Origin of the sequence: Kitasatospora sp. NPDC052868 (genome assembly GCF_044547105.1) — a bacterium.
Lineage (GTDB): Bacteria > Actinomycetota > Actinomycetes > Streptomycetales > Streptomycetaceae > Kitasatospora.
Map to the genome: position 1 here is coordinate 93,646 of NZ_JBITZW010000009.1, position 23,257 is coordinate 116,902.

At 72.6% G+C, this 23,257-nt stretch carries 19 protein-coding genes and 1 pseudogene; 5 read left to right on the forward strand and 15 right to left on the reverse strand.

Translation table 11 applies throughout. From position 1 onward, the window contains the following. Positions 1 to 3: 3 nt before the first annotated feature. Positions 4 to 1,164: a DUF6973 domain-containing protein gene (locus tag ACIGZJ_RS17390; protein ID WP_396457996.1), complete on the forward strand. Its 1,161-nt coding sequence runs from the start codon at positions 4 to 6 to the stop codon at positions 1,162 to 1,164. Next, on the forward strand, positions 1,161 to 1,625 hold the full coding sequence (locus ACIGZJ_RS17395; protein WP_396457997.1) for a hypothetical protein: 465 nt from the start codon (positions 1,161 to 1,163) through the stop codon (positions 1,623 to 1,625). The genes ACIGZJ_RS17390 and ACIGZJ_RS17395 overlap by 4 nt, the downstream gene beginning before the upstream one ends. Positions 1,626 to 1,795: 170 nt before the next feature. Here the strand turns inward: ACIGZJ_RS17395 and ACIGZJ_RS17400 are convergent, their stop codons facing one another. From ACIGZJ_RS17400 to ACIGZJ_RS17460, 13 genes and pseudogenes are all read right to left on the reverse strand, one after another. Next, positions 1,796 to 2,203: a hypothetical protein gene (locus tag ACIGZJ_RS17400; protein WP_396457998.1), complete on the reverse strand. Its 408-nt coding sequence runs from the start codon at positions 2,201 to 2,203 to the stop codon at positions 1,796 to 1,798. Between the two features lie 604 nt (positions 2,204 to 2,807). Then, a complete protein-coding gene (locus tag ACIGZJ_RS17405) occupies positions 2,808 to 4,073 on the reverse strand; it encodes a sensor histidine kinase (protein ID WP_396457999.1) in 1,266 nt (421 codons plus the stop codon). Positions 4,074 to 4,077: 4 nt separating this feature from the next. After that, entirely contained in the window at positions 4,078 to 4,884 is an 807-nt protein-coding gene (locus ACIGZJ_RS17410) for a response regulator transcription factor (protein ID WP_396458000.1), read from the reverse strand. 87 nt (positions 4,885 to 4,971) lie between these two features. Continuing rightward, positions 4,972 to 6,081 carry an endonuclease/exonuclease/phosphatase family protein gene (locus ACIGZJ_RS17415; protein ID WP_396458001.1) on the reverse strand — a complete coding sequence of 370 codons (1,110 nt, stop codon included), beginning with the start codon at positions 6,079 to 6,081 and terminating at the stop codon, positions 4,972 to 4,974. After that, positions 6,078 to 7,133 (reverse strand): D-alanyl-D-alanine carboxypeptidase family protein, encoded by a 1,056-nt coding sequence (locus ACIGZJ_RS17420; protein ID WP_396458002.1) that lies wholly within the window; start codon positions 7,131 to 7,133, stop codon positions 6,078 to 6,080. Before ACIGZJ_RS17420 ends, ACIGZJ_RS17415 begins: the two co-directional genes overlap by 4 nt. 126 nt (positions 7,134 to 7,259) lie before the next feature. Beyond that, the gene (locus ACIGZJ_RS17425; protein ID WP_396458003.1) at positions 7,260 to 7,535 is read right to left on the reverse strand and encodes a hypothetical protein; all 276 of its coding nucleotides are present in this window, start codon (positions 7,533 to 7,535) and stop codon (positions 7,260 to 7,262) included. After that, positions 7,532 to 8,194, reverse strand: coding sequence for a hypothetical protein (locus tag ACIGZJ_RS17430; RefSeq protein WP_396458004.1), 663 nt, complete (start codon positions 8,192 to 8,194; stop codon positions 7,532 to 7,534). Before ACIGZJ_RS17430 ends, ACIGZJ_RS17425 begins: the two co-directional genes overlap by 4 nt. A 286-nt stretch (positions 8,195 to 8,480) precedes the next feature. Next, positions 8,481 to 8,723 (reverse strand): annotated as a pseudogene (locus ACIGZJ_RS17435) (SDR family NAD(P)-dependent oxidoreductase); the annotation flags it as partial. A 232-nt stretch (positions 8,724 to 8,955) separates the two neighbouring features. Next, positions 8,956 to 9,171 (reverse strand): hypothetical protein, encoded by a 216-nt coding sequence (locus ACIGZJ_RS17440; RefSeq protein ID WP_396458005.1) that lies wholly within the window; start codon positions 9,169 to 9,171, stop codon positions 8,956 to 8,958. A gap of 800 nt (positions 9,172 to 9,971) precedes the next feature. Then, on the reverse strand, positions 9,972 to 10,538 hold the full coding sequence (locus ACIGZJ_RS17445; protein ID WP_396458006.1) for an RNA polymerase sigma factor: 567 nt from the start codon (positions 10,536 to 10,538) through the stop codon (positions 9,972 to 9,974). A gap of 658 nt (positions 10,539 to 11,196) precedes the next feature. Beyond that, on the reverse strand, positions 11,197 to 16,146 hold the full coding sequence (locus tag ACIGZJ_RS17450) for a glycosyl hydrolase family 18 protein (RefSeq protein WP_396458007.1): 4,950 nt from the start codon (positions 16,144 to 16,146) through the stop codon (positions 11,197 to 11,199). A 266-nt stretch (positions 16,147 to 16,412) separates the two neighbouring features. After that, positions 16,413 to 17,075, reverse strand: a complete 663-nt coding sequence (locus tag ACIGZJ_RS17455) for a response regulator (RefSeq protein WP_396458179.1) — start codon at positions 17,073 to 17,075, stop codon at positions 16,413 to 16,415. After that, positions 17,050 to 18,231: a sensor histidine kinase gene (locus ACIGZJ_RS17460; protein ID WP_396458008.1), complete on the reverse strand. Its 1,182-nt coding sequence runs from the start codon at positions 18,229 to 18,231 to the stop codon at positions 17,050 to 17,052. The genes ACIGZJ_RS17455 and ACIGZJ_RS17460 overlap by 26 nt, the downstream gene beginning before the upstream one ends. Positions 18,232 to 18,408: 177 nt before the next feature. Here ACIGZJ_RS17460 and ACIGZJ_RS17465 point away from each other — a divergent pair, with 177 nt between their 5' ends. Beyond that, a complete protein-coding gene (locus ACIGZJ_RS17465) occupies positions 18,409 to 20,691 on the forward strand; it encodes an MMPL family transporter (protein ID WP_396458009.1) in 2,283 nt (760 codons plus the stop codon). On the opposite strand, the gene ACIGZJ_RS17470 is transcribed toward ACIGZJ_RS17465, so the two are convergent. Together ACIGZJ_RS17470 and ACIGZJ_RS17475 are read right to left on the reverse strand one after the other, a co-directional pair. Then, positions 20,624 to 20,878, reverse strand: a complete 255-nt coding sequence (locus tag ACIGZJ_RS17470; protein WP_396458010.1) for a hypothetical protein — start codon at positions 20,876 to 20,878, stop codon at positions 20,624 to 20,626. The genes ACIGZJ_RS17465 and ACIGZJ_RS17470 overlap by 68 nt on opposite strands. 184 nt (positions 20,879 to 21,062) lie before the next feature. Then, complete coding sequence (locus ACIGZJ_RS17475) at positions 21,063 to 21,752, reverse strand: alpha/beta hydrolase family protein (RefSeq protein WP_396458011.1); 690 nt, start codon at positions 21,750 to 21,752, stop codon at positions 21,063 to 21,065. Between the two features lie 328 nt (positions 21,753 to 22,080). Here ACIGZJ_RS17475 and ACIGZJ_RS17480 point away from each other — a divergent pair, with 328 nt between their 5' ends. Further along, on the forward strand, positions 22,081 to 22,233 hold the full coding sequence (locus ACIGZJ_RS17480; RefSeq protein WP_392935447.1) for a hypothetical protein: 153 nt from the start codon (positions 22,081 to 22,083) through the stop codon (positions 22,231 to 22,233). Positions 22,234 to 22,499: 266 nt separating this feature from the next. Beyond that, on the forward strand, positions 22,500 to 23,144 hold the full coding sequence (locus tag ACIGZJ_RS17485; protein WP_396458012.1) for a LysE family translocator: 645 nt from the start codon (positions 22,500 to 22,502) through the stop codon (positions 23,142 to 23,144). Positions 23,145 to 23,257: the final 113 nt, after the last annotated feature.

The following is a 23,257-nucleotide window of genomic DNA, read 5'->3' on the forward strand; positions in this document are numbered from 1 at the left end:
GCGATGCTGACCGTCGATCAGGTCCGTGACGCCAGGCTCGGCCCGCTGCGGTCGGCCGGGCAGGGCTGGTTCACCCAGTCCCGCTTCCTCGCCGCGCTGGCCGGCCGCTACCGCACCGAGGTCGCCGACGCGACGGCCCGCAGCGGCTGGGCGGGGCCGGCGGCCGATGCCGCGCGGGCCGCGATGGCCGACGACCAGCGGCAGCTGGACGCGGCCCAGCGGGAGGCGGCGGCGCTCGCCACCGCGCTGACCACCGCCGCGGCCGAGTTCGACGCCGCGCAGCGGGCCCTGGTCCAGGCCCTGGACGACGCCGCCCGCCTGGGCGTGAACGTGACTCCGGACGGCGGGGTGAACTGGCCGGAGTCCCTGCGCAACGATCCCGACACGCGGTCCGGCGAGCTCCCGGAGAAGGCCCGCGAGGTGCACGGGCGGATCAACGACGCCCTGCAGAGGGCCACCGCGGCGGACCAGGCGGCCTTCCAGGACATCACCGACGACCTGGGCATCCACGAGGACGCGTTCAACGCCACCGCCCACGACGGGCGCCGGGCCGACCCGGGCACCATCCTGGCCGGCTACCAGGTCCAGGACGATCCGCAGGGCACGGTGAAGTACCCGGACGCGTTCACCGCCTGGCTGCTCGACATCGACCGGCAGAAGATCTCCGCAACCGAGGCGGTCATGCTGGACGGGCTCAGCCTGTTCGACTGGAAGGATTTCGCGGACATCAAGGACAAGGCGTTCGAGGTCTCGGGTGAGAAGTTCTCCCCCGTCAACGGCGCGAACGACAGTCATCGGGACGCGTTCCGGCACGCGTACTGGAATGCGCTGATGACGAAGAACTTCGGTGAGGACTGGGCCAAACGCTATGCGAGCGCGCACGAGCAGTTGCCGGGAAATCCCGGTGACCGGGAAGCCATGGATCTTTTCAACAACGAGGTCGGCCGCCGGATCGCCGTGGCGAATCCGCACGCCTCGGACAAGGAGCTGGAGCGTTTGGTGGAGGAGGCCGTGCGGCGCGGTGACATGGTGGTGATCAAGCCGGAGGGCGGCGCCCTGGCCTACAGCGACCAGGTCGAGGACGGCCAGACCGGCGAGAGCAACGGCAAACCGTTCGAGGGCAAGGGGCAGGACCCCGGCGGAGTGCCGTCGAGGCCGAAGTGACGGCGGCCCGCCGCGTTCCGGCCCCGGTGCTCACCGCACTGCTCGCAGCCGTCCTCGCCGGGGTGCCGGTCGCCGGGTGCGCCGCGGGCGAGGATCCGGTGCAGGCCGTGATCAGCGCGGAACTGGACCGGGAGCTGAAGGCGTTGGGGCCGGCCGGCCCGGGCGAGGTGACGCTGACGTCACCGGGGGGCCTCGACTGGGACACGGTGTACGTGTTCGGCCACGGCACCCGGGACGAGGAGATCTCGAAGGTGGTCGGCGACCCGGTGCGCTGGGAGGAACAGGACGTCAGCCGGTCCTCGTCCGAGCTGATGGTCTTCGTGGCCGGGGGTGAGGCCGTCGGTGCCTACGAGATCGCCGTCGGGTTCGGCCGGGTCGACTACCGGCGGCCGCTGCACCGGGAGGTACGGCTGGCGACCGCCACCGGGGCCGACGCCGCGGTCCGCGTGGTCGGTCAGTAGGGGATCGGCAGTAGGGGATCGGCAGTAGGGATCGGCCGGTGGGGGCCGGCCGGCGCCCTTCTGTCGGGGTTCGTTCGGACGGGCCGCCGAGTCGGCGGCCCGTCCGGCCGTCGAACCCGAGCCCGGCCGACCCGGTACGGTGCCGGGCCGACCGGGTCATGGGCTCACGGTCAGGTGGCGACGACCTTGGCCGTGGTCCTGGTGCGGTTGAGCTCGCCGTCGGCGATGGACGCCGAAAGGTCCACCGCGGACCTGGTCCACGCGCCGTCGGGCGAGGTGATGCTCACCGGAACGGTCGCGATCGCCTGAGCGTCGGTGCAGGGGACGCGGACCGAGCCGCTGCCCGATGCGGTGGACTGTGCGGCCCGCACGGTGATGGCGGCCCACTGGAAGTCCGAGTGGCACCGGTAGGTCACGGAGACGTTCAGCGTCCGGCCGGCATCCGCGACGGTGGCACCGTTGACACCCAGCGAGATGTACGCGGCGTGCGCGGGCGCGGTCGCGAGGATCGCACCGGCCGCGGCAAGGGCGGGGACGGCCAGGAACCGGGTGAGTTTGGTGCGAACGGATGAGTGCATGACGATCTTCTCCAGTCGTCGCATCGGACAGGGTGAGGTGAGTGCGGGGACTTCCCGCACACCCATGGTGAGGTCCCGTTCCGGTCAGGGCGTCAGGAGAGTTGGCGGACGTCTGAAATGACACGGCGATATGGCGTGGAGTCGCCCTGGTCTCGTATTCCCGGTGCCGCCGTGAACGCCGTGTATATCGAATGTCGACCGCATCCGTATATGGTTCGCCGCGCATTTCCGTCCGCCGGAAATGAGGTGCGGGAATATTCCGTTCGTCGTCGACGGGATCGCCCACGGTCGTCGTCCGGAGGCTGCGAGCCGGGCCGCCCGGATCAGGCGCGCCCTGAGTCGCGCGGTCGGCGGGCACTGCCCGGTTCGACCCGTTCGCGGCGAGTTGGCCGCTTCTTCCTGCCAGGCGTGTCCGATAGCGGGCCGGTGTCGTGGGCGGAGCCGTGCCCGTAGTCGGCACACATCGCGCGCAACTCCCGGCCCCGGACCCGGACGAAGGCGGTGAGGGTGTCGGTGTAGCCGGGCTCGGCGACGAGCCACTGGACCGCGTACCAGGGCAGGTGGCCAGGGCCGCCGGTCGGGTACGACCGGGTGCGTTCGGGGTTCAGGGGTCGGGGAGGTCGAGGGTGGCGACGGCTCCGCCGTCGGGGGCGTTCGCGAAGGTCAGCCGGGCGTTGAGGACCGCCGCCTGCCCGGTGGCGATGGTGAGGCCGAGGCCGTGTCCTTGGCCGCGTTCGGCGGCTCCGGTGCGGAAGCGCTGCGGCCCGTCGGCCAGGAGGGCGTCGGGGAAGCCCGGTCCGTGGTCCCGCACGGTGATCCGGCTGCCGGTGACGGTGACCTCGACGGGGGCGGTGCCGTGCCGGTGGGCGTTGGCGAGGAGGTTGGTGAGGATCCGCTCCACGCGGCGCGGGTCGGTGCGAACGGTGGCGGGCGCCGTCAGCCGCAGCCGGACACCGCCGTCGCCCTTCCTGCCCACCTCGTCGATGAGATCTCCCAGGGGGACCTCGTCGAGCCGGGCGCTCTCGGCGCCGGCGTCGAGGCGGGAGACCTCCAGCAGGTCCTCCACCAGGCCGCGCAGGGCGCGGACCTGTGCGCGGACCAGGTCGGTGGCCTCGTCGTCCTCGGGCAGCAGAGAGGCGGCCGTGACCAGGCCCATCAGCGGGGTGCGGAGTTCGTGGGCGACGTCGGCGGTGAAGCGCTTCTCCGCGGCGAGCCGGCCCTGCAGCGTCGCGGCCATCTCGTCCACGGCCGTGGACATCTCGGTGATCTCGTCCCGGGCGCGGCCCCGGCGGCCGATCCGGGCGTCGAGGTCGCCGTCCGCGATCCGGCGTGCGGTCCGGGACCCGTGGCGCAGGCGCCGGTTCATCCGCTCCGCCGCCAGCACGGTGACGGGGACGGCGACGGCCAGGGCGGCCAGGGCGGCCTTGACGATGCTGCGGTCCAGCAGTTGGAGGCTGCGCACGGTGGCGCTCAGGTCGGTCCGCACCGCGAGCACCTGGCCGTCGCCGACCGGGGCGGCTGCCCACATCCAGTACCAGTTCGGTGCTTTGACGTCGTACCACAGGGTGTACTCCCCCGGAGCCTTCGGGCCTTCGAGGGCCTGGGCCAGCGGCTGGGGCAGGTCGGCCCGGGGCTGGAGGGAGGCGTTGTCGGGGCGGCGGCCGGTGCGGGAGAACTCCTGCTGGGCGGCGCCCAGTTGGGCGACCGCCAGGTCGCGCCCGGTCCGCTCGCCGCGCTCCGCGGTCGCCTGGTGGACGAGCAGGCCGATCACCACGGCGACCGCACCACAGGCGAGCGCGACCAGGGCGGTGATCTTCCAGCGCAGGGAGCGCGGGTCCAACGGGTGCGGGCCGGTGCGTCGTGTGGTCATCGCGTCAGCTCCGCAGGAGTTTGTAACCGAAGCCCCGGACGGTCTCGATGCGGTCGGCGCCGATCTTCTTGCGCAGCCGTACCACGCACAGGTCGACCACCCGGGTGTCGCCCTCCCAGCCGTAGTCCCACACCTCGCGCAGCAGGCGGCGGCGGTCCAGGACCGCGCCGGGGTTCTCCGCGAAGACCAGCAGCAGGCGCAGTTCGGTGGGCGTGAGGGCGACGGCACGGCCGTCCAGGCAGACGTCCAGGCCGCGCAGGTCGATGGTCAGGCCGCCGAAGGTGAGCAGGTCCGGCACCTCCTCGGCGGGGAGGTGCCGGTGGCGCCCGCCCGGCTCGCCCGCCGCGACCGGCTCCTGCCGCACGGGCTCCGCGGCCGGGTGGTCGCGGAAGGTGGCGCGGCGCAGCAGGGAGCGGATGCGGGCGACGAGGACGGGGATGTCGACGGGCTTGACCACGTAGTCGTCGGCGCCGGCCTCCAGGCCGGCCACGACGTCGAGGGCGTCGCCGCGGGCGGACATCATCAGGATGGGGGTGAGGGTCTCCTCGCGCACGCGCCGGCACAGGCTGATGCCGTCGAGGCCGGGCAGCATCACGTCCAGGATCAGGACGTCGTGTGCGCCGGCCCGGACGGCGTCCAGGCCGTCGAGCCCGTCCCCGGTGACGTCGACCTGGTAGCCGTAGCGTTCCAGTGCCAGTTGGACCGAGCGGCGGATGACCGCGTCGTCCTCGACGAGGAGCACGTTGACCGCTTCGGGTACTCGGGTGGCGGACAAGAGCTCTCCGATGTCATCGCCTGGGGGTCGGAGCATCATTCCAGCACGTCCGGGGCAGGTTTCCATGGCCGGGGGCTGCCGTGCGGAGCTCGCCGCCGGGGGCGGTGCGGGCAGGCGGGGTCGTCACAGCCGCAGGGACGCCGCGACGGGGAGGTGGTCGCTGCCGGTGTCCGGCAGGGTCCACGCGGAGCGCGCGGTGATGCCCTTCACCAGGATCTGGTCGATGCGCACCACCGGGAGGGGCGCGGGCCAGGTGAAGCCGAAGCCGTCGCCGGCCTCCTGCTGGGCCGAGCGCAGCGGCCCGGTGAGCGTGTGCAGGGCGGAGTCGTCGAAGGAGCCGTTGAGGTCGCCCAGGACGACGATCCTCGCGAGCGGCTCGCTCTGGACGGCGGCGGCGAGCCTGGCCGCCGCTTCGTTGCGGCCGGCGGTGGTGAATCCCGCGTCCGGGCGCACCCGGACCGAGGCGAGGTGCGCCGTGTAGAGGGCGACGGAGCCCTTGGGGGTGAGGACGGTGGCGCGCAGGGCCCTGGTCCAGGGCATGATCTCCACCGGCTCCACGTCCTGGAGCGGGTACTTGCTCCACAGTCCGATGCCGCCGTGCACCTGGGAGTAGGCGTAGGTGGCGGCCAGCTCGCGCCGGTAGGTCTCCTGCGCGCCGCGGGCCAGTTCCTCCACCGCCACGACGTCGGCTCCGGAGCCGGCCAGGGCGCGTGCCGTGCGGCGCGGGTCGGGGTTGTCCTCGTTCACGTTGTGGCTGACGACGGTGAAGTCCCCGCCGCCTGCGCGCTTGTCGAGCAGGGCGGGTGCGAACAGGACGGTCCAGACGAGGGCGGGCAGCAGGACGGCCACCGCTGCCAGGGCGGAGCGCCGCAGTGCCGCGAGGAGGAGGAGCAGCGTGATGCCCAGGCCCGACCAGGGCATCACGGTCTGCCAGAGGCTGACGAGGTTGAGCGGGCCGTTCGGCAGCCAGGGGCTCAGGAGCATCAGGGCGGCGAGCACGGCGGCGGCGCCCGCGATCAGCCGCCCGCGCCGCCCTGCGGCACGTCGGGCCGGGCGGGCCGGGCGGGCCGGGCGGCGAAGGACGCGGTCGCGAAGGACGTGGTGGAGAGGGACGTGGTGGCGGGCCGTCCGGCGGCGGGGCCTGCGCCCGCCGTCGCTGCCGGGCCCGTGGGCCGACGTGGCGGTGTCCGCGGCCGGGGGTGTCGTCGGGGCCGTGCCGGTGCGCGCGCTCATGCCCACTCCTGCCGGCCGCCGTCGAGTGCCGGCAGGACGCCGGGCAGCTTCTGCCGCAGGGCGTCGACGAGCAGGCCGCTGCGCTCCAAAGCGGCCCGCAGGCCGTCGGCGGGGGTGGTGCCGGCGCGCTGGCCGAGCACCACGCCGTAGACGAGCCGGCGCCCCGAGCCGCTCTTGCCGTCGGCGACCTCCAGCGCCCACATCAGGTTCCCGCCGGCCGGAGTGGTCGAACCGGTCTTCAGGCCCACCACCCCGGGCAGGTCGAGCAGCCCGTTGGTGTTGTGCAGCGGTGCGGCGCGGCCCGGGAGCGTGGTGTCGCGCAGGGCCACGGTGGCCCGCAGCGCCGGGTCCTTCATCGCCTCGCGGGCCAGTTTGAGCTGGTCGGCGGCGGTGGACACGGTCGTGGCCTCAAGGCCGCTGGCCCCGGTGTAGGTGGTGGCGGTCATCCCCAGCCGGGCGGCCTGCGCGTTCATCCGGGACACGAACGCCTCCTCGCTGCCCGCGTCCCACCGGGCCAGCAGCCGGGCCACATTGTTGGCGGAGGGCAGCAGCATCACCTCCAGCAGCTTGCGCTGGGTCAGGCGCTGCCCGGCGGTGACGGGGGCGGTGGACTCGTCCGCCGAACCCGCCTCCGCGGCGGCCCGCTCGTCGACCGTGATCGTCGGCCCGTCCTCGCCGTCCTTGAGCGGGTGGTCCCTGAGAACGACGTACGCCGTCATCACCTTGGTGACGCTCGCGATCGGCACCGGCTGCTGCGGTCCCTTGACCCCGAGCACGCCGACCTTCGCCGCCGCGACCGCCGACTGCCCTTCCTGCGGCCACGGGAGGCCGAGGGCGGCGATCGCCTCGGGCGCCGGCAGCACCAGCGCCCCGCCGGCCCGCATGTCGTTGCCGGCGGCCGCGTCGCCGCCCTGACGGGTGGCCAGCGTGCCGCCGCCGGCCCCGGCGAGCAGGACGACGGCCAGGGCCCACAGCGCCCTGCGGCGGGCCGGGGGAAGCCGGCCGGGCGCGGTACGCCGGTCCCGGTCTTCGGATTGCGTGGGGACTGACACGGCGGCGGCCTCCCGGAGGCAGAGGGACAAAGCCCCGGGGCGGTGGCCACCGGGTGTGCCTCCAGGCTCCGCGACCGGCACTTCGGCCCGGTCGTCGCGCGGCTTCCGCCACCGCGCAGTCGTGTATCAACCGTGTACCGGACGACCGGTGTCCCACGGCAGGGCGCGGTCGTGCCTGCGGCAGGCGAGCGGCTCGGGCCGGCGGCCCCGCTGCTGCTGCATCACGGCCTTCAGGCTGCCGGGGGCGTGGCCGAGGAGCGGTTCCGCCTCCCGCCGGGCGACCAGGCGGGAGGCACCGCCGAGGTCCGTGGAGAGGTTGTCGAGGGCCATGGCAAGGCCGGGGAGGTAGGCATCGGGGCCGGCTTCGGCGAGCGTGCGACGGACGGCCCGGGCGCGGGTCACTCCCGGTGCGTGACGGCCGCGACGGCACGCTCGCGGACGTCCGCCGACGGGTGGCCGCGCAGCTCACGCAGCAGGGCCCGCCATTCCTGGGGCCAGCCGAGGCGCTCCCCGAACGCCTCCGTCAGCGCCGTCGCGAACAGCCCGGCGGCCGGGCCGGTGTCCCCGTTCCGGCGGGCGGTGCGCGCCAGCGCGTCGAGTGTCCCGGGCGGCGGCAGCGGGCCCGAGGCGTGCTCCCGCAGCAGCGCCAGCGCGGTGAGCGCGGCCGCCGCCGGCCGGCCTCGGTGGGCGTCGGCGAGCGTGCCGAGCCCGGCCTCCAGCGCCTGCGGTCCGGCCGTCGGGTCCACGAGCCGGCACAGCGCGGCCGCCCTGACACCCGCCAGATCGGGTTCGGCCGCGAGCAGGTCGGCGACGCCCTCGAGCAGCGGTCGGTGGCGGTCGTCGGCGGGGAGGTCGACGAGGTGGGCCAGCCTCCGGCGGGCCGGTAGGTCCCGGTCGTCCCCGGCGTCGGGGTCGCCCGTCCGTGCGGCCGCGGCGAGTTCGGCGAGGGTGCGGTGCAGCAGGCTGCCGGGGGCGGCGCCGCCGAGCGGGTGCGGCAGCCCGGAGGCCGCGAGCGTGCGGACGGCGTCCGCAGCCTCCCGCCAGCCGCCGCGGTTCGCCATGTCGGTGACGGCCCGTCGGGCGACGTCCGCTGTCTCCGGGGCCCAGGCGGCCCACCGCGGCAGCGCGCCGAGGGCGGGCGCCGCGACCTCCGGGTCGGCTGTGGCGGCGACGGAGGCCGCGTTGGCGAGCAGGGCCGTCCAGGCGGCGGCCCGGTCGTCGGCGTCCGGGCGGGAAAGGGCCGCCCGCAGCTCCGGCTGGGCCTCCTCGGTGGGCAGGTACGCCAGGACGGGGGCGATTTGGGCCCAGGGGCGTCCGGCGGCTCGGCGGGCGGCAACCTGCCGCCGTGCCTCGGCGGCCCATGGGGATGTTGGCGGCGACCTTCGCGGGCCGGTCGGGGTCCGCGTGGGAGTCCGTCCGGATGGTGCCGGGAGCGACGCAGTTGACCCGGATCCCGTCCGCGGCGACTTCCTTGGACAGCCCGATGGTCAGTGCGTCGATCGCCGCCTTGGCCGCGGCGTAGTGCACGTACTGGCCGGGGCTGCCGAGGGTCGCCGCGCCCGAGGAGATGTTGACGATGGCACCCGACCCGATAGGTGCCACTTCGCCACGCAGAACGCTCCTCGCCGCCCTTGGCGAAGGCGGGGTGGGCGCGCAGAGCCCGCCCGCCGCAGCACAGAGGAACGCCCCGCGGCGCCGCGCCGGAGGCCGGGTGCTGCGGCATGTGGCGGCGATGTCACAGGTATGCGGCCTCGGCGACATCGCCGCCCCGCCGGGTGCCGCAGCCCTTGGTGCCGCGGCTCGTTGGTGGTCCTGGCCTCGTTCAGACGAGGGCGAGCACCATCGCGAAGACGGCGGCGCTGATGAACCCGGCGACGACCGCGCCTCGGAACGTCGTCGGGTCGACCCACCCGCGGAAGGCGCCGGCGGTCTTCGCGTCCGTCGTCCCGGTCGTCGTCTCGACGGTCCTGGTCGTCTCGGTCGTCGCCTCGACGGTCTTCGTCGTCTCGGTCGTCCTGGTGGTCTCGCTCGTGGCCACGGTGCGCTCCTTCGTGAGCCGAAGTCCCGGCGTGGCCCTTGATGTCCCCGCTCTGTCTGCTCGCACCTGATACGCCACTGGCGGAGGCCTCGCGCCAACCGCACGCAGAAGGGCTCCCGTGCCGATGACCACCGGCACGGGAGCCCCTTTACTGCGCCCTGTCACTCCCCCGCCATACCAACCCCCCATGTGGGATGGCGCGAGGTGACCGGCATGCTCCTACCGGTCATGGCCGGAAGGAGACAGCCGCTAGGCCGTCAACCCGAGGGCCTGCCGACCGGCTCAACGACGGTCAGGGCCCGGGTCATATCGATCAGTCCTTTCTTCCTCTCGAAGGGTCGACTTCATCCCGGTTGCAGGATGTGATGATGTCGATCACGTGAATGGAGTTGCCGCACGTGCGATTCGTACTTCTCGGTTTCCAATGGTGAGCAGCGACCCCAGTGGTTTCTGCTCGCCGGGTTCCGCCCGGCGCTTCTGCTCCTTCCTCCGGCCCCTGGCGTGGGGCTTTTGTAGCTTCCCGCCGTCTGTGCGTGCCTCGGTCTACTTCACCGCCAGGTAGGCATCCTCGTGATTACCCCTGGTCCCCGTGCCCTTCGGGGCGGAGGCCGACCGCGTTGCGGTGGTCGGCGTCCGCCCCCCGGGCCGTCTGGTCGTCGTGCGGCGCTATTCCCAGCTTCGCGTAGAGTCGCTTGCTGAAGTCAGCACCGTCGAATCCCTCGACGGCCCGCTTTAGGGGCTCGGCAGCCAGAAGCAGGCGTTTCTCAACGTCCATTTCCAGCCCTCTTCGATGTGGTGGACTACTCTTCGCCGCCGATGAGCGAGCGAAGCCGCGCGAGCGCCTCCGTGTGCCGGCGCCGAGCGGTGGTTGTTGTCATCCCGATTTCCTGGGCGGCCTTCGTGAGGGATTTCCCCTCCACGTAGACCCGGAAGATCAGGTCTTGCTGGGTCGGGTCGAGTTCTCCCACGGCGGCCCACAGCTCTCGGGCCGTCTGGTCGAAGATGCACTCTTCTTCGGGGATCACCTCGATGGCCAGCGGCAATGTCTGCGACACCCACTTGTCCATACGGATGTCATCGCGCATCACGCGCCGGAGGTGGTCCCGGTACTTGTTGAGAATGATCGTGAAGACGTACGAACGGGAGATGGGCCCGTTGCTGTCCGGGCGGTCCCGGCGAAGGTCGGACCAGCGCTTGAACACCTCGACGAAGGCATCCTGGAGGATGTCGTCGGCGAGGTGCCGGCTGCCGGTCAGGCCCACCGCGTAGGCGAACAACGACGTCTTCGTTGCCTCGACGAATCGGACATATGCGGCCTCGTCGGGTTCATCGGTTCCGGCGAGGCCCGGAGAAAGGGCATCGGTCATGGCCCTCTCCCTCCTTCATGGTGAAGCCCCTGACTCCCTACTGGGTGGGGACGGACAGGGGTGCCCTCCGGCCGAAGGGCACCGGAGGCAGCACGGCGGGCGTGCTCTCAGGAGTAGGACGCCACCGGTCCCGTGATCGCGCCACGCTTCGACCAAGATTTTTTCCAGGAGCCCGGAAGCATGCCCGACAGACGCCTCCACGCCCGGGGCCCGGACGCGCAGAGCACGGCATTCGTCCGTCTCGGGTCTACAAAGAGCGGCCTGCACCTCAGGTCACTGGGCGGACGCGGCGTCAGCTGATCGATGGCTTGGCTGCCGGGTTCTGACGGACCAGCTGTCGGGATCAGTGGGCGGACGTACAGAAGAGCCGACCCCAACTGCACCACGCGCGAAGACCAGGGCGGCTCTTTCCAATGGCGCTGCCACCGCGAGAGGAGCCGGCGTCACCCGGCCCTGTCGGAAGCCTTGGTAGGCGATCTAAGTCATCCCGCAAGACACACACGCTCGTCGCCGGGGGAATTCGGGCACCGTGGGACGGTGGGGCTCCCGTGCCCGGGACGCAGCCGAGGTGGGGACCAGGTCGCGGCCGGGGCGGGACGTCGGAGCCCCGGTCCGGTCCGGTGGGGTGCGGACGGACCGGGGCTCGGTGGTCGACGGGTCAGGCCGTGGGGCCCAGGCGGGTCCACGGGTTCTTCGGGTCGGACGCGTTCGGCGTGTCGCCCTTGGTCCAGTACTTGGCCCTCCAGTAGTAGCCGCCGTACGAGACGACCGTGCGCGTGCTGCCGCCGGGATCGCCCGCGACGACCGGGGTGCCGGGTGCGGTGCCGCTGTTGCGGGGCTCGGCGACGTAGTCCGGCTTGCCGTAGTCGCTGCCGGGGGCGAAGGACTCCAGGCCGTACGAGGCACCGTGGGTGATCGAGGTGACGGCGTTGCCCTTGTCGTCGCGCAGGTGCCACCACTGGCCCGGGGACATGTCGCAGTCGCGCACGCCCAGGGCGGCCTGGGGGGCGCGGGCGTCGAGGCACTGTTCGTGGCCGCCGGTGGTGCTCTTGATCCGGTACCAGCCCGGGAAGTCGGGCCACTCGGCGGCGACGGTCCACAGCTGGTTGGCGTTGTCGTCCTGCCTCTCGACCAGGTGCGCGGTGTCCCAGCCGTCGGGGTGGTCGAGGAGGTTGCCGCTGTTGACGTCCTCGACCTTGTACCGGTCCCCGGTCTGCCACAGGGTGAACGGGGCCCACGCCGGGTTGTAGGTGCGCCCCGGGTCCCAGGCGTCGGCCTGGCAGCGGGCGCCGTCGCCCTGCGGGGCCTCGGCGGCGGTGGTGGCGCGGCGGTGGTCCTGGGCCAGGCCGTACTCCGTCCCGTTGAGCCCGATGGTGAAGTTCGCCGGGCCGGTGATCGGCAGGTAGTACTTGATGCCGATGTCGCGCGCCTTGCCCGGCGGGAGCTCCTCGCAGGTGCCGAGGGTGAGGGTGACGCGGTGGAAGTCGGCCTTCAGCCCGCCGGCGTTGGGGCCGGTGCGGCCCGGCTGGACGGCGTCGGTCAGTTCCTTCCAGGCCTCGTCCTTGAGCAGGGGCGTCGTCGAGGTGGGGATGTCGAAGGAGATCCGGGTGCCCGCGGGCAGCGTGGCGGCGGTGTTGTTGGTGATCCGCAGCTTCGGCTGGATCGGCCACATGTCCTTGACGTCCGTGGGGTAGTCGACGAGTTCGGCGCTCACGTCGAGGACCTGCTGCGGCAGTGCGGTGTCGGCTCGTTCGGCCTTGGCGGGGCCGGCCTGGCGCAGCGCCGTGTCCAGGGTGGTGGTGAGGTCGTACCCCATGCCCCACTCGCCGGAGGGGCGCTTGGCGTAGTCCCCGGCGAGTTCCCAGATCATCGCGCCGCCGATGCCCTGGTCGCCGATGTACTGGGCCTTGGCCCGGACGGAGCGGTCGTTCTCGGTGGAGAGGAAGACCTTCTTGTCGGGGTTCCACAGCCAGGAGGACTCCAGTGCGTCGCTGTACTTCTCCTGGTAGGTGCCGCGCAGCTGGACGGACGCCCGGGTGGTGTCGAGTCCGTACGCGCCGAGGTAGCCGGGGGTGCGGCCGTCCTGGAGGTTCTTCGCGTGCCACAGCGGGTTGGAGCCGGCCGGCACCTCGCGGCCGTTGTCGGTGTCGTGCCACAGGTTGTCGATGCCGATGGCACCCTCGCCGCAGGGTGCGCTCGCGCCGGTGCCCTGGGCGCCGTTGCCCTTGCCGCCGGTGCCCGGCGGGCAGGCCTGCTGGTCGGCCATCGTGGCGTGGCCCCACAGCCCGTCGGTGCCGCCGGTGACGTCCTGCCAGCCGCGGGTGTAGTAGGGGATGCCGAGGTTGATCCGGGACGGGGGCAGTGCGCCGCGGTAGTAGTGGTAGGCCCAGTCGGTGTTGAAGTAGCCGTGCTTCTGGAAGTCCTTGGTGTCGGGGGCCTGGTCGTCGTAGATGCCGGCGGCGGCGAGTTCGGCGTCCCGGCCGTCGTCGTGGAGGGGGGCCTGCGGGCCGACGAAGTCGTTCCAGGAGCCGTGCAGGTCGTAGGTCATGACGTTGACGAAGTCCTGGTACTTCAGCGCGGACTGGGCCTCCTGGCCGCGGACGAGGTAGCCGGAGCCGGAGACCGCGGAGGTGAGCAGGTAGTAGCGGCCCTTGGCGGCGCCGGCCCGGTCGAGGGCGCCGCGCAGGGTCTTCATCAGCGCCTCGTATCCGGCGCCGAGCCCCTTGCGGCGGGCGTCGGCGACCGGCCAGTCCCGGGGGTTGCCGGCCTGCGGGAGCGCGGTGGGGTACTCGTAGTCGATGTCCGCGCCGTCGAAGCCGTACCGGTCGAGGAACTCCGCCACGGAGGCGGCGAAGGTGTCGATGGCGGGCTGGTTCACCGAGCCGTCGGCGCGGGTCGTCAGGGTGTAGAAGCCGGAGGACTCCGCCCAGCCGCCGACCGAGATCAGGGTCTTGACCGCCGGGTGCTCCCGCTTGTAGCGGGTGAGGAGGTTGAAGTGGCCCTGGTAGGGCAGGGCGGGGTCCATCTCGGCCCCGGCCGTGCCGGGCCAGGTCATCCCGGTGGCGGGGTTCCTCGGGTCGGCGGTGTCGCCGACGGAGATCCGGTCGTTCTCGACGTGCGCGAACGCGTAGTTGACGTGGCTGACCTTGGACCAGGGGATGTTGTTCACCAGGTAGGGCGCGGAGCCGTCGGCACCGGTGCGCCAGCCGGTGAAGTAGCCGACCGTGCGGCGGCTGCGGCCCTGGCCGACCCACTCCCGGCCCGATCCGTCGTAGACGTCGCAGTAGCGCGGGCTGGTGCCGTCCACCGGGGTGAGGCCGTCCGGGCGGCAGTCCCCGCTGGACGCGGGCTTGGTGCCGCGGTCGTCCGGCGCGGTGTCGACGGGCGAGCCGGCGTCCGCGGCTACGGGGGCGTTCCCCCCGTCGGAGGCCAGGACGGAGAACTCGGCGGCGGCGGTGCTGGTCGGCACCTCGCCGTCGAAGACCGTCCCGCACAGCCCCCGCCAGCCGGCGCAGATCCGCTCCGGTCCTTCGAGGACGCGGTCGTTGGTGCCGCCCGGGTCCAGGGCGAGCTTCACGTACTCGTTGCCCTTGAACAGGTAGGCCGTGCCCGGGTCGCGCGGGAGGCTGAACGCGGCGTCGATGTTCTCGGTGAACGCGGGTGCCTTCCGGGCGAGTTCGCCGAAGTTCTCACTGATGGGCTTGGGCCCGTTGACGACCTGGTCCTTCGTCCCGTCGATGGCGACCTTCATGCGCAGGTAGCTGTCCCCGCTGAACATGTACATCTCGTCGCGGGTGCCCGGGACCGGAAGCACCGCGTCGACCTTGGCGCGGAACGCCGCGAACTGCGGCCCCGCCAAGGGGAGGAACGCGTCCTCGACCGGCTGCGGCTGCACCACCCGCCCCACCTTGCGCAGGCCGTCCACGGGTTTGAGGCGCCAGTAGCTCGGCAGTCCGGTGGAGCTCGACGGGAGCGTGAAGCCCAGGACCGTCCCCCCGCTGCTGGGCAGCGTCGTCAAGGCGTCGGAGGTCCCGCCGGGGATCTCGCCCGAGGCGATCGACGTGGTCCTGGCTTCGGCCTCCTGGTGCCGGTCCGGGCCGAAGGTCATCGTCGTGGTGAGGTTGCCCTTCTGCAGTTCCACGCTCGCCAGGCCGGAGCCGCGGCCGTCCAGGGAGACCGCGGCGTCGATCCCGGACGACGACTCCAGCACCATCGGCGTCGGGTGGCTCGGGCCGTCCACGTTGCAGGACACCTCGTCGAACAACACCACGTCCGGCCCGCGGGAGTTCAGCTTCCACGCGCAGTGCCGCCACTCGTCGGAGGGCGGCTCGGTGCCCTCCGCTCCCAGGTAGAGGACGGGATTGCCGTGGTCGGTGAACACGGCGCGGTCCGTGGCGTTCCACGGGGTCCCGTTGGCGTCGAACCGCCAGAGCTGTTCCTTCGGCGGCTTCCCCTGCGCGCAGCGCTTCTGGACGAGGTCCGGACGGTCCGAGGGCCCGGTCTCGTCCGGGGTCGTCGCGGACAGGCACATCTTCGAGTGGAGATCCATCAGCCCCGTGTACAGCAGGCCGTCCGACTCGCGGAACGGCGAGAGCTCCACGAACATCCCCGACATGGCCATCCCGCCGTCGCGACTCTCCCGGAACCGCGAGTACGTCTGGTTCTCGTACACGGGCACGACGAGCCGCCCGTCACCCCGGTGCTGGAGCGAGTGGATCGGAGCGCGCTCGCCCCCCGCGACCATGGGGGCGAAGAACACCGCGTCGTGGTCCCGCCTGGTGCCGTCGGTCATCCAGCCGGTGACCTCCTGCCGGACTGCCAGGACCATGGCCTCGTCGTTGGTGACCATGTAGTCGAGTTCGCGGCCCTGCACCTGGGTGGCCTCGTTCGTGCGGACCAGGTGCAGGTCGCCGGCCGCTGCGCCCATCTCGTCCCGGGCCTGGCGCATGGTGGTGTCGGGCGGGGTGTTGAAGTCCCCCATCACCGCCCAGCTCCGGCCCTGCACGGCCGGTGCCGTGGCCACCTCCTGGAGGATCCGACCGGTGTCGTTGCGACCGCCCTGCTCGTTGTTCGCGTGGATGTTGAAGAACCAGGTGTCACCGAACCGGACTCCCAGGACGGGGCGCTCGCTGCCCGGCGGGTGCAGGAGGAGGTAGGCCTCGGGCTCCTCCTCGGTGACGAAGACCAGAGCGCGGTTCTCCATGTCGTTGTTGATCTGGGCGACGTGGTAGGTGCGGGGGTTCGCGCGGTCGGGGCCGGTCCAGCGGAACCGGCTGAGGATCTCGCCCTCGACGGCATCGGGATCCCACGGGGCACCGGGGCGGGTCTCCGCTCCCGGCTGCAGGAAGTCGCGGCCGAGCAGCGTGAAATCCTGCGGGCGCTGGTTGGGATCGTCCCACCTGCCCACCCCGGGGTCCGTGTCGGGATGCTCCTGAAGGGCCAGCACGTTGTCGCCTGTCGCCAGCAGCCGCGGTATGACGTCCCTCCAGCGCCTCCCGGTGGCCTGCATGTTCCAGGTCGCCGGCCGGAACTCGTGCACCGCCGCCTTGGCGGGCTTCGCCGCCACCACGGCCAGCAGTTCGGCGAGCAGGGTGAGGACCAGCAGCACCGGGAGGAGTCTCGCCGGGAGTGGCCTCGCCGCGGTCGGTGCGGGCCTTGGGCGCTGTGCGCGCGTGGTGTTCATGCCATCCCTCCTGTGGACGAACCTCGGAGGGGGCAGCATCACCGGAGGTGGTTGACACCCGATCAACGGCCCGCCGGCCGGGGTTCAGGGTCGGGGAGGTCGAGGGTGGCGACGGCTCCGCCGTCGGGGGCGTTCGCGAAGGTCAGCCGGGCGTTGAGGACGTCATGGGGCACGGCCCGGCGGCGCCCGGCTCAGGTTCCGGGGAGGATGCGGCGCGTTTCGTAGGCCCACATCGCGATCTCGACCCGGTTGCGGGCGCCGAGTTTGGCCATCAGGCTGGCCAGATGCGTCTTCACCGTGCTGAGGCTGATGTGCAGTGCATCGGCGATCTCGGTGTTGGTCAGACCGCGGGCGACGGCGAGGAGCACCTGCTCCTCGCGGGCGGTGACGGGTGAGACCGGCTGGGCCGGGGGTCGGCCGGCGGGCAGGTCCGCGAATGCCTGGAGCAGACGGACGGTGACGCTGGGCGCGATGAGCGCCTCACCGCCGGAGGCCGACCGTACGGCCTGGGCCAGGAGGTCTGGCCCCGTGTCCTTGAGGAGGAATCCGCGGGCGCCGGCACGCAGTGAGCCGTAGACGTACTCGTCGAGGTCGAAGGTGGTGATGACGACCACGGCCAGCGGGTCGGCGACGCCCGGGCCGGCGACCAGCCGGGTGGCCTCGAGCCCGTCGAGTACGGGCATGCGGATGTCGAACAGGCAGACGTCGGGGCGTAGTTCGCGGGCCAGCCGTACCGCCTCCCGCCCGTCGGCGGCCTCGCCGACCACCTCGATGCCGGGCTGGGCGTTCAGCATGATCCGCAACCCGGTGCGGATGATCGTCTGGTCGTCAGCGACGAGGACGCGAATGGACACCGTGGACACCGCTCTCGCTCCTCGCCCTCGGCAGTTCGGCTTCGACATGCCAGCCCCGGTCGGTACCCGGGCCGGCTCGTAGTGTGCCGCCGAGCAGGGTCGCGCGCTCGCGCAGTCCGGTAAGTCCGTATCCGTCGCGACCCCGGCCGGTGCGCCGGCCGTTGTCGCGCACGCTCACCCGTACCGTGTGCCGTTCCGCGGCGACCTGGACGACGAGCTCGGTCGCGTCGACCGCATGGCGCAGCGCGTTGGTCACCGACTCCTGCACGATCCGGTAGACGGCCGCGTCCACGGCCGGGGGCAGCGCGTCCAGTTCGCCGTCGAGCCCCAGGTCGACCGTGAGGCGACCGCCCGGGGTGCGCGCCAGGCGCTCCAGATCCGCGACTCCGGCAGGGGGCGCCAGCTCGGCGCCGACCCCGCGGTCGCGCAGCGCGGCGACCATGGCGCGCATCTCCTCCAGTGTGCGCGCCCCTTCCTCCTCGACCCCCTCCAGCGCCTCGACGGCGGCGGACGGGTCGGTGCCCGCGAGCACCCGGCCCGCCTGGGCGATGATCACCATGGCCGACACGTGGTGGGCCACCGTGTCGTGCAGTTCCCGGGCGAGCTGCTCGCGCTCGCGGGAGCGCACCTGCTCCAACTGCCGCTCGCGAGCGGTCATCCGGAACCGCACGGCAGCCCCGGCCACGCCGGGCAGCAGCAGGAAGACGAAGCCCGCGACCTTTTCGACGACCGGGGTCCCGTCCGCGACGACACACAGCGCGCCGGCCGCGAGGATCACCGCGCCGCCCAGCACGATCTCGCGCCCCGATCCCCACCGGGGCAGCGCGTACACCAGCACGAGCACGACCGAGCCGGTGTACAGGCCGACGGGCTCGCGCGGTGCGGCGACGAGCGAGGCCACCGGAAGCAGGACCACCGAGCCGAACGCCAGCGTCACCATCGCCAGCGGGCGGGTCCGGCGCCACAGGGGCAGCAGGCACAGCCATACGGCCAACACCACCGCCACCGGCCGCCACACGACGTTCTCGCGCAGGGTGGCCTCCAGTGCCACACCGGCAAGGCCCGCGGTGAGCAGCGCCCAGTCCCTCCGCACCCGGGCGGGTGCGGCGGGCGGCCGGGGTTCGGTCCACAGGGTTCGCAGGTCGTCTCGGAGCACGGTTCTCAGCCTAGGGATCGCGCCGTGCCGCGCATCGGCCGAAAGGACGGGTCGTCACTCCGCCCCGGGGCCGACGGATCCGCGGCCCGCGGGCCGATGCCGCGGAGCGCCGTGGCGACGAGCCTCGGGATCGGCGGCCGTACAAGGACGGTTCCGCCGAGGTGGTTGGAGGACCCGATGCTCTCGAAAGCCCTGTTGCGCCTGGGCACATGCGCCGCCCGCCGTCCCTGGCGGGTGATCGCGTTATGGCTGGTCGCCGCCGTGCTCGCCGTCCTCGCCGCGATCGCCTTCGGCGGGCGGACCGCGGACTCGATGACCGCTCCGGGACTGGACTCCCAGCGGGCCGCGGAACTGATCGGGCGGGCCGGCACCGGCCAGGAGGGGATGACCGCCCAGGTCGTCGTCACCCCCCGCGACGGCGGTGCGACCTTCTTCGACGACGACGGCGCGCGCACCGCTCTCACGCGGCTGCAGACCGAGGTGAAGCGGCTGCCGCACGTGCTCGGCTCGGGCGACCCGGCGCGGGCACTGGACGCAGGCCGGGACACCGCCGTGCGCGGCGGACTCGTCTCGGCCGACGGGCGGATCGCGGTCGTCCGGGTGCAGTACCCCGACCAGAGCCGGCTGTCGGCCGAGGACCTCGACGCCCTCGTCGATCTCGGCGGCCGGCTGCGCGCCGAGCTGCCCCTGCGGATCGAGATGGGCGGGAGCCTCTTCTACGCCTTCTCCGATCCCGACGGCGGCGCAAGCGAGTTGATCGGGCTCCTTGCCGCCGCCGCGATCCTGTTCCTGGCGTTCGGTTCGCTCGTCGCCGCCGCGCTGCCGATCGGCATGGCGGTCTTCGGGCTGACCGTCGGGGTCGCCACGATGACGGTACTGGCGGGGGTGACGGACGTCCCCACCTTCGCACCGGTCCTGGGCAGCATGGTCGGGCTCGGAGTGGGCATCGACTACGCGCTGTTCGTGCTCGCCAGACACCGGGAGTACCTCGCGCACGGGCTCGATCCGCACGAGGCGGCCGGACGGGCGGTGGCCACGGCGGGGCGGCCGGTGGTCTTCGCCGGCGGCACCGTCGTCGTGTCGATCCTCGGCATGGCGGTCGCGAACGTGCCGTTCATGACGGTGGGCGGCCTGGCGGTCTCGATCGTCGTCCTGACCATGGTGCTCGCGTCGGTGACGCTGCTGCCGGCCTTCCTCGGCGCGGCCGGCCCGCGCCTGGCCCGGGCCGGCCGGATCGTCCGGGCTCTGCAGACCGGGAGGCCGGGCCGGCTCGCACGGCGGCGGGACCGGGCGCAAGGCGCCGCCCACGCCGCCGGGTGGCGTCGCTGGATCGGGCACGTCAGCCGACACCCGGTGCCGTACGCGGTCGGCGCGGCGGGGCTGCTGCTGACCGCGACGCTGCCCGTGTTCGGCCTGCGCGTCGGCCTGCCCGACGACGGCTCACTGCCGCAGAGCCGTACCGAGCGCCGGGCCTACGACCTCGTCGCCGAGGGGTTCGGCCCGGGCACCAACGGTCCCCTCGTCATCGCCGCGGACCCCACCGGCGATCCGGGGGTGGTGGACCGTCTCGTCACTGCGGTCGCGGCGGATCCGGGCATCGCATCCGTCGCACCGACGCACATCGATCGGGCCACCGGCATCGCGACCCTCGTGGTGTTCCCGACCACCGGCCCTCAGGACAAGGCCACGGCCGACACCATCGCCCGGCTGCGCACCGACGTGCTGCCCGCGGCGATCGGGCACGGCCCGGCCAGGGCCCACGTCGGCGGCGCCGCCGCGAGCCTGTCCGACGTGGGCCGACGCACCAGCGAACGCCTGCCGGTGTTCGTCGCCGCCGTGCTGGCGATGTCGTTCCTGCTGCTGATGCTGGTCTTCCGCTCGATACTCGTACCGCTCAAGGCGGTACTGCTGAACCTGCTGAGCATCGGCGCGGCCTACGGCATCATGGTCGCGGTCTTCCAGTGGGGCTGGGGAGGCGCACTCATCGGGCTGGAAGCGACGGTTCCGATCGTGTCGTTCATCCCGATGTTCCTCTTCGCCATCCTGTTCGGCCTGTCGATGGACTACGAGGTGTTCCTCCTCTCCCGCGTGCGCGAGGAGTACCTGCGCACCGGCGACAACGGCACGGCGATCGTTGAGGGCGTCTCCGGCACCGCCCGGATCATCACCTCGGCCGCCCTCATCATGGTGGCGGTCTTCCTGTCCTTCGCCGTCGCCGAGGACCCCTCCGCCAAGATGTTCGGGCTCGGCCTGGCCACCGCGATCCTCATCGACGCCACGGTCGTACGCATGGTGCTGGTACCGGCGACCATGACGCTCCTCGGCCGGGCCAACTGGTGGCTGCCGAAGTGGCTGGACCGGATGCTTCCCCGCGGCCCGGTCGGCAGAGAGGTCACACCGTGCGGTCCAGGCGTCGGGCGAGCCCCAGACCCGTGCCGAACAGGCCGCCGATCCACATGAGCACGGTGAAGACCGGCCCGCCGTAGTTCGGCAGGCACGCGATGCCCACGCCGAGGCCTGTCAGGGCTCCTGCGGTCAACCCGAACAACGCGGCGGTGACAGCGAGCAGGTCACGTGCGACATGCACCGCGAGCCTGGAAACCGCGAAGCCGGCCGCCACGAAGCCCCCCATAACGAGCAAAAACATATGGACCAGCATAGGACCGACCCGGTCTCGGCCTCACCCACCGGCCCTCCCGGACCGGGGGCGCCGACCCCTCACGCGCCCGCGGCGAGGGTCTCGTCGAGCCAGTCGTAGATCCGGGCCTGGGTCAGGCGCATGGCGCCGGGGTGGCAGTGCGCGCCGGCGCCCTCCTCCGCGGTGAACACCATCAGGGTCCTGGGGCAGGTGAGGTGGTCGTAGAGCTGCTCGGGCTGGCCCTTGAAGCGGAGGGCGCGCGCAGGAGCCGCTCGGCCTCCTCCCGGGTGCCGGGGATGCTGCGCACCGAGGTCTCGCCGAGGTCGTAGAGGCCGTCGACGGCGACCAGCGCCGCCAGACGGTGCTCGAACGCGGCGGCCCTGGGGGCGAGGACGCCGCCCATGCTGATCCCCAGCAGCGCGATACGGCTGTTGTCGACGTCCGGGAGGGCCTCGGCGAAGTCCACGACCGGGGTGACGACGTGCTCCCAGTCGGGACGGAAGACCAGGCCCTCGCGGTGGCGCGGACCGGGCATACCGGGGCCGTCGAAGACCAGCACCGTGTAACCGCGCTCCACGCCCGCCATCGCCCCGAAGAAGTGCAGCTCCTCCGCGGTGCCGTCGAAGCCGTTGTGCATGATCAGCGTCGGGCGCGGCGTCCCGGAGTCGTCCACGCGGTACAGGTAGCCGGGCAGGGCGGTGCCCTCGTACGGGATCTCCACCGGCTCGATCACCGGGGAGAACAGCGCGGCCGCCGCCCGGAAGCACTCCACGCTGCGCTCGTAGGCGTGCTCGTGCCGCGGATCGCAGGGCCGGCCGTGCAGGAAGAACTCGGCCGACCGGTAGTAGTTCGACGCCCGCAGGAAACCGTCCCGCGCACTCACCCGGTGCCCCGCCGCCAACGCCTTCCCCGCCTCGCCCGACACCCGGTCGGCAGTGGCGGCCGTTGACGGCGGCCGTTGACGGCGGCCGGGGACGGGACCGGGCCGGCTCCGGTGGCGGGAGACCCATCGTCCGGGGCCGGTCGCGCTCACCCACTGCTCACCCGCTGCTCACCAAGCCTAAGAACCTTCAAACAACAGGCCAACTCTCCATCATGGCCATGAATTGGTGCCCAATGCTCGGATGTTGGCGTAGAATCAGAGGAGCAAGGGAAGCCTCGGGTCGATGCCGAAGCCATCGACGGGCTACCCGCCGACAGGGGGAACCGCCATGAACCACCACCTCGACACCGCGCGCGCCATCGCCGACGAGCGGATCCGGGAAGCCGAGCAGCACCGCCTGGCCCGCGCGCTCCACCTGAAGAGCCGCGCCGAGGCCAAGAGCCGACGGGCGCGCCTGCTCCTGGCCCGCCTCGGCGGCTGAGCACCGCACCCTCGCGCCGGGGAGCGACAACGTGTAGGCGTACGAGGGAGGCGAGTTCGGCACCCAGGCGTACAGCGGTTGACGGCGTCGGTCCGCCGGAGCCAGGGGTGCCTGACGGCGCCGACCGGCAGGCCCGTATCCTGGGGTGGACGATGCGGGCACGGCTTCAGACGCGGGCACGGCTCATGCGTCGCAGCCGCTCGGCGCAGCCGGGTGCCGCCCCACTCCGGGTACGAGATTCCCGGCAAGCGATCGGGAGTTGACCGGTGATCAGTCCGGCCACAGCAGGGGCAGTGGCCCTGGTCGAACTGGGCATGGCCCTGACGCCGGGACCGAACATGATCCACCTCGCCTCTCGCGCGATCACCCAGGGCCGCAGGGCGGGGCTGGTCAGTCTGAGCGGGACCGCCGTGGGGTTCCTGTGCTACCTGCTGGCCGCGGCCGCGGGCCTGTCCGCGTTGTTCGCCGCCGTGCCGCTGGCGTTCACGGTGGTCAAGCTCGCCGGGGCCGCCTACCTGGCCTACCTGGCGTGGGGCATGCTCAAGCCCGGAGGCCGCTCGCCGTTCGCACCGGCCCGGGACCTGCCTGCGGTCTCCGACGCCCGCCTGTTCTCGATGGGGCTCCTGACCAACCTGCTCAACCCCAAGATCGCGCTCATGTACGCCGCTCTTCTGCCCCAGTTCATGGATCCGCAGGCGGGCCCGGACTGGGCGCAACTGCTCCAGCTCGGTGGTGTGCAGGTCATCGTGGGGCTGTCCGTGAACGCTCTGATCATGCTCGGTGCGGCCAGGGTGTCGGGGTTCCTGGCCGCCCGGCCTCGCGTGATGACCGCTCAGCGGTTCGCGTCAGGCGGCCTGCTCGGCGTCTTCGCGCTGCGCACCGCTCTGTCCCGTGCGGCCGTCTCGGCCTGAGCCGTGCCTGCGGGAAGGGCGATTCCCACGATCCCGGTGTGATCGGCATACTTCCGCGCATGGACATCGCGGACAACGCCGGCCACGGGTCCGGCCGGCAGCGGCAGCCTGGC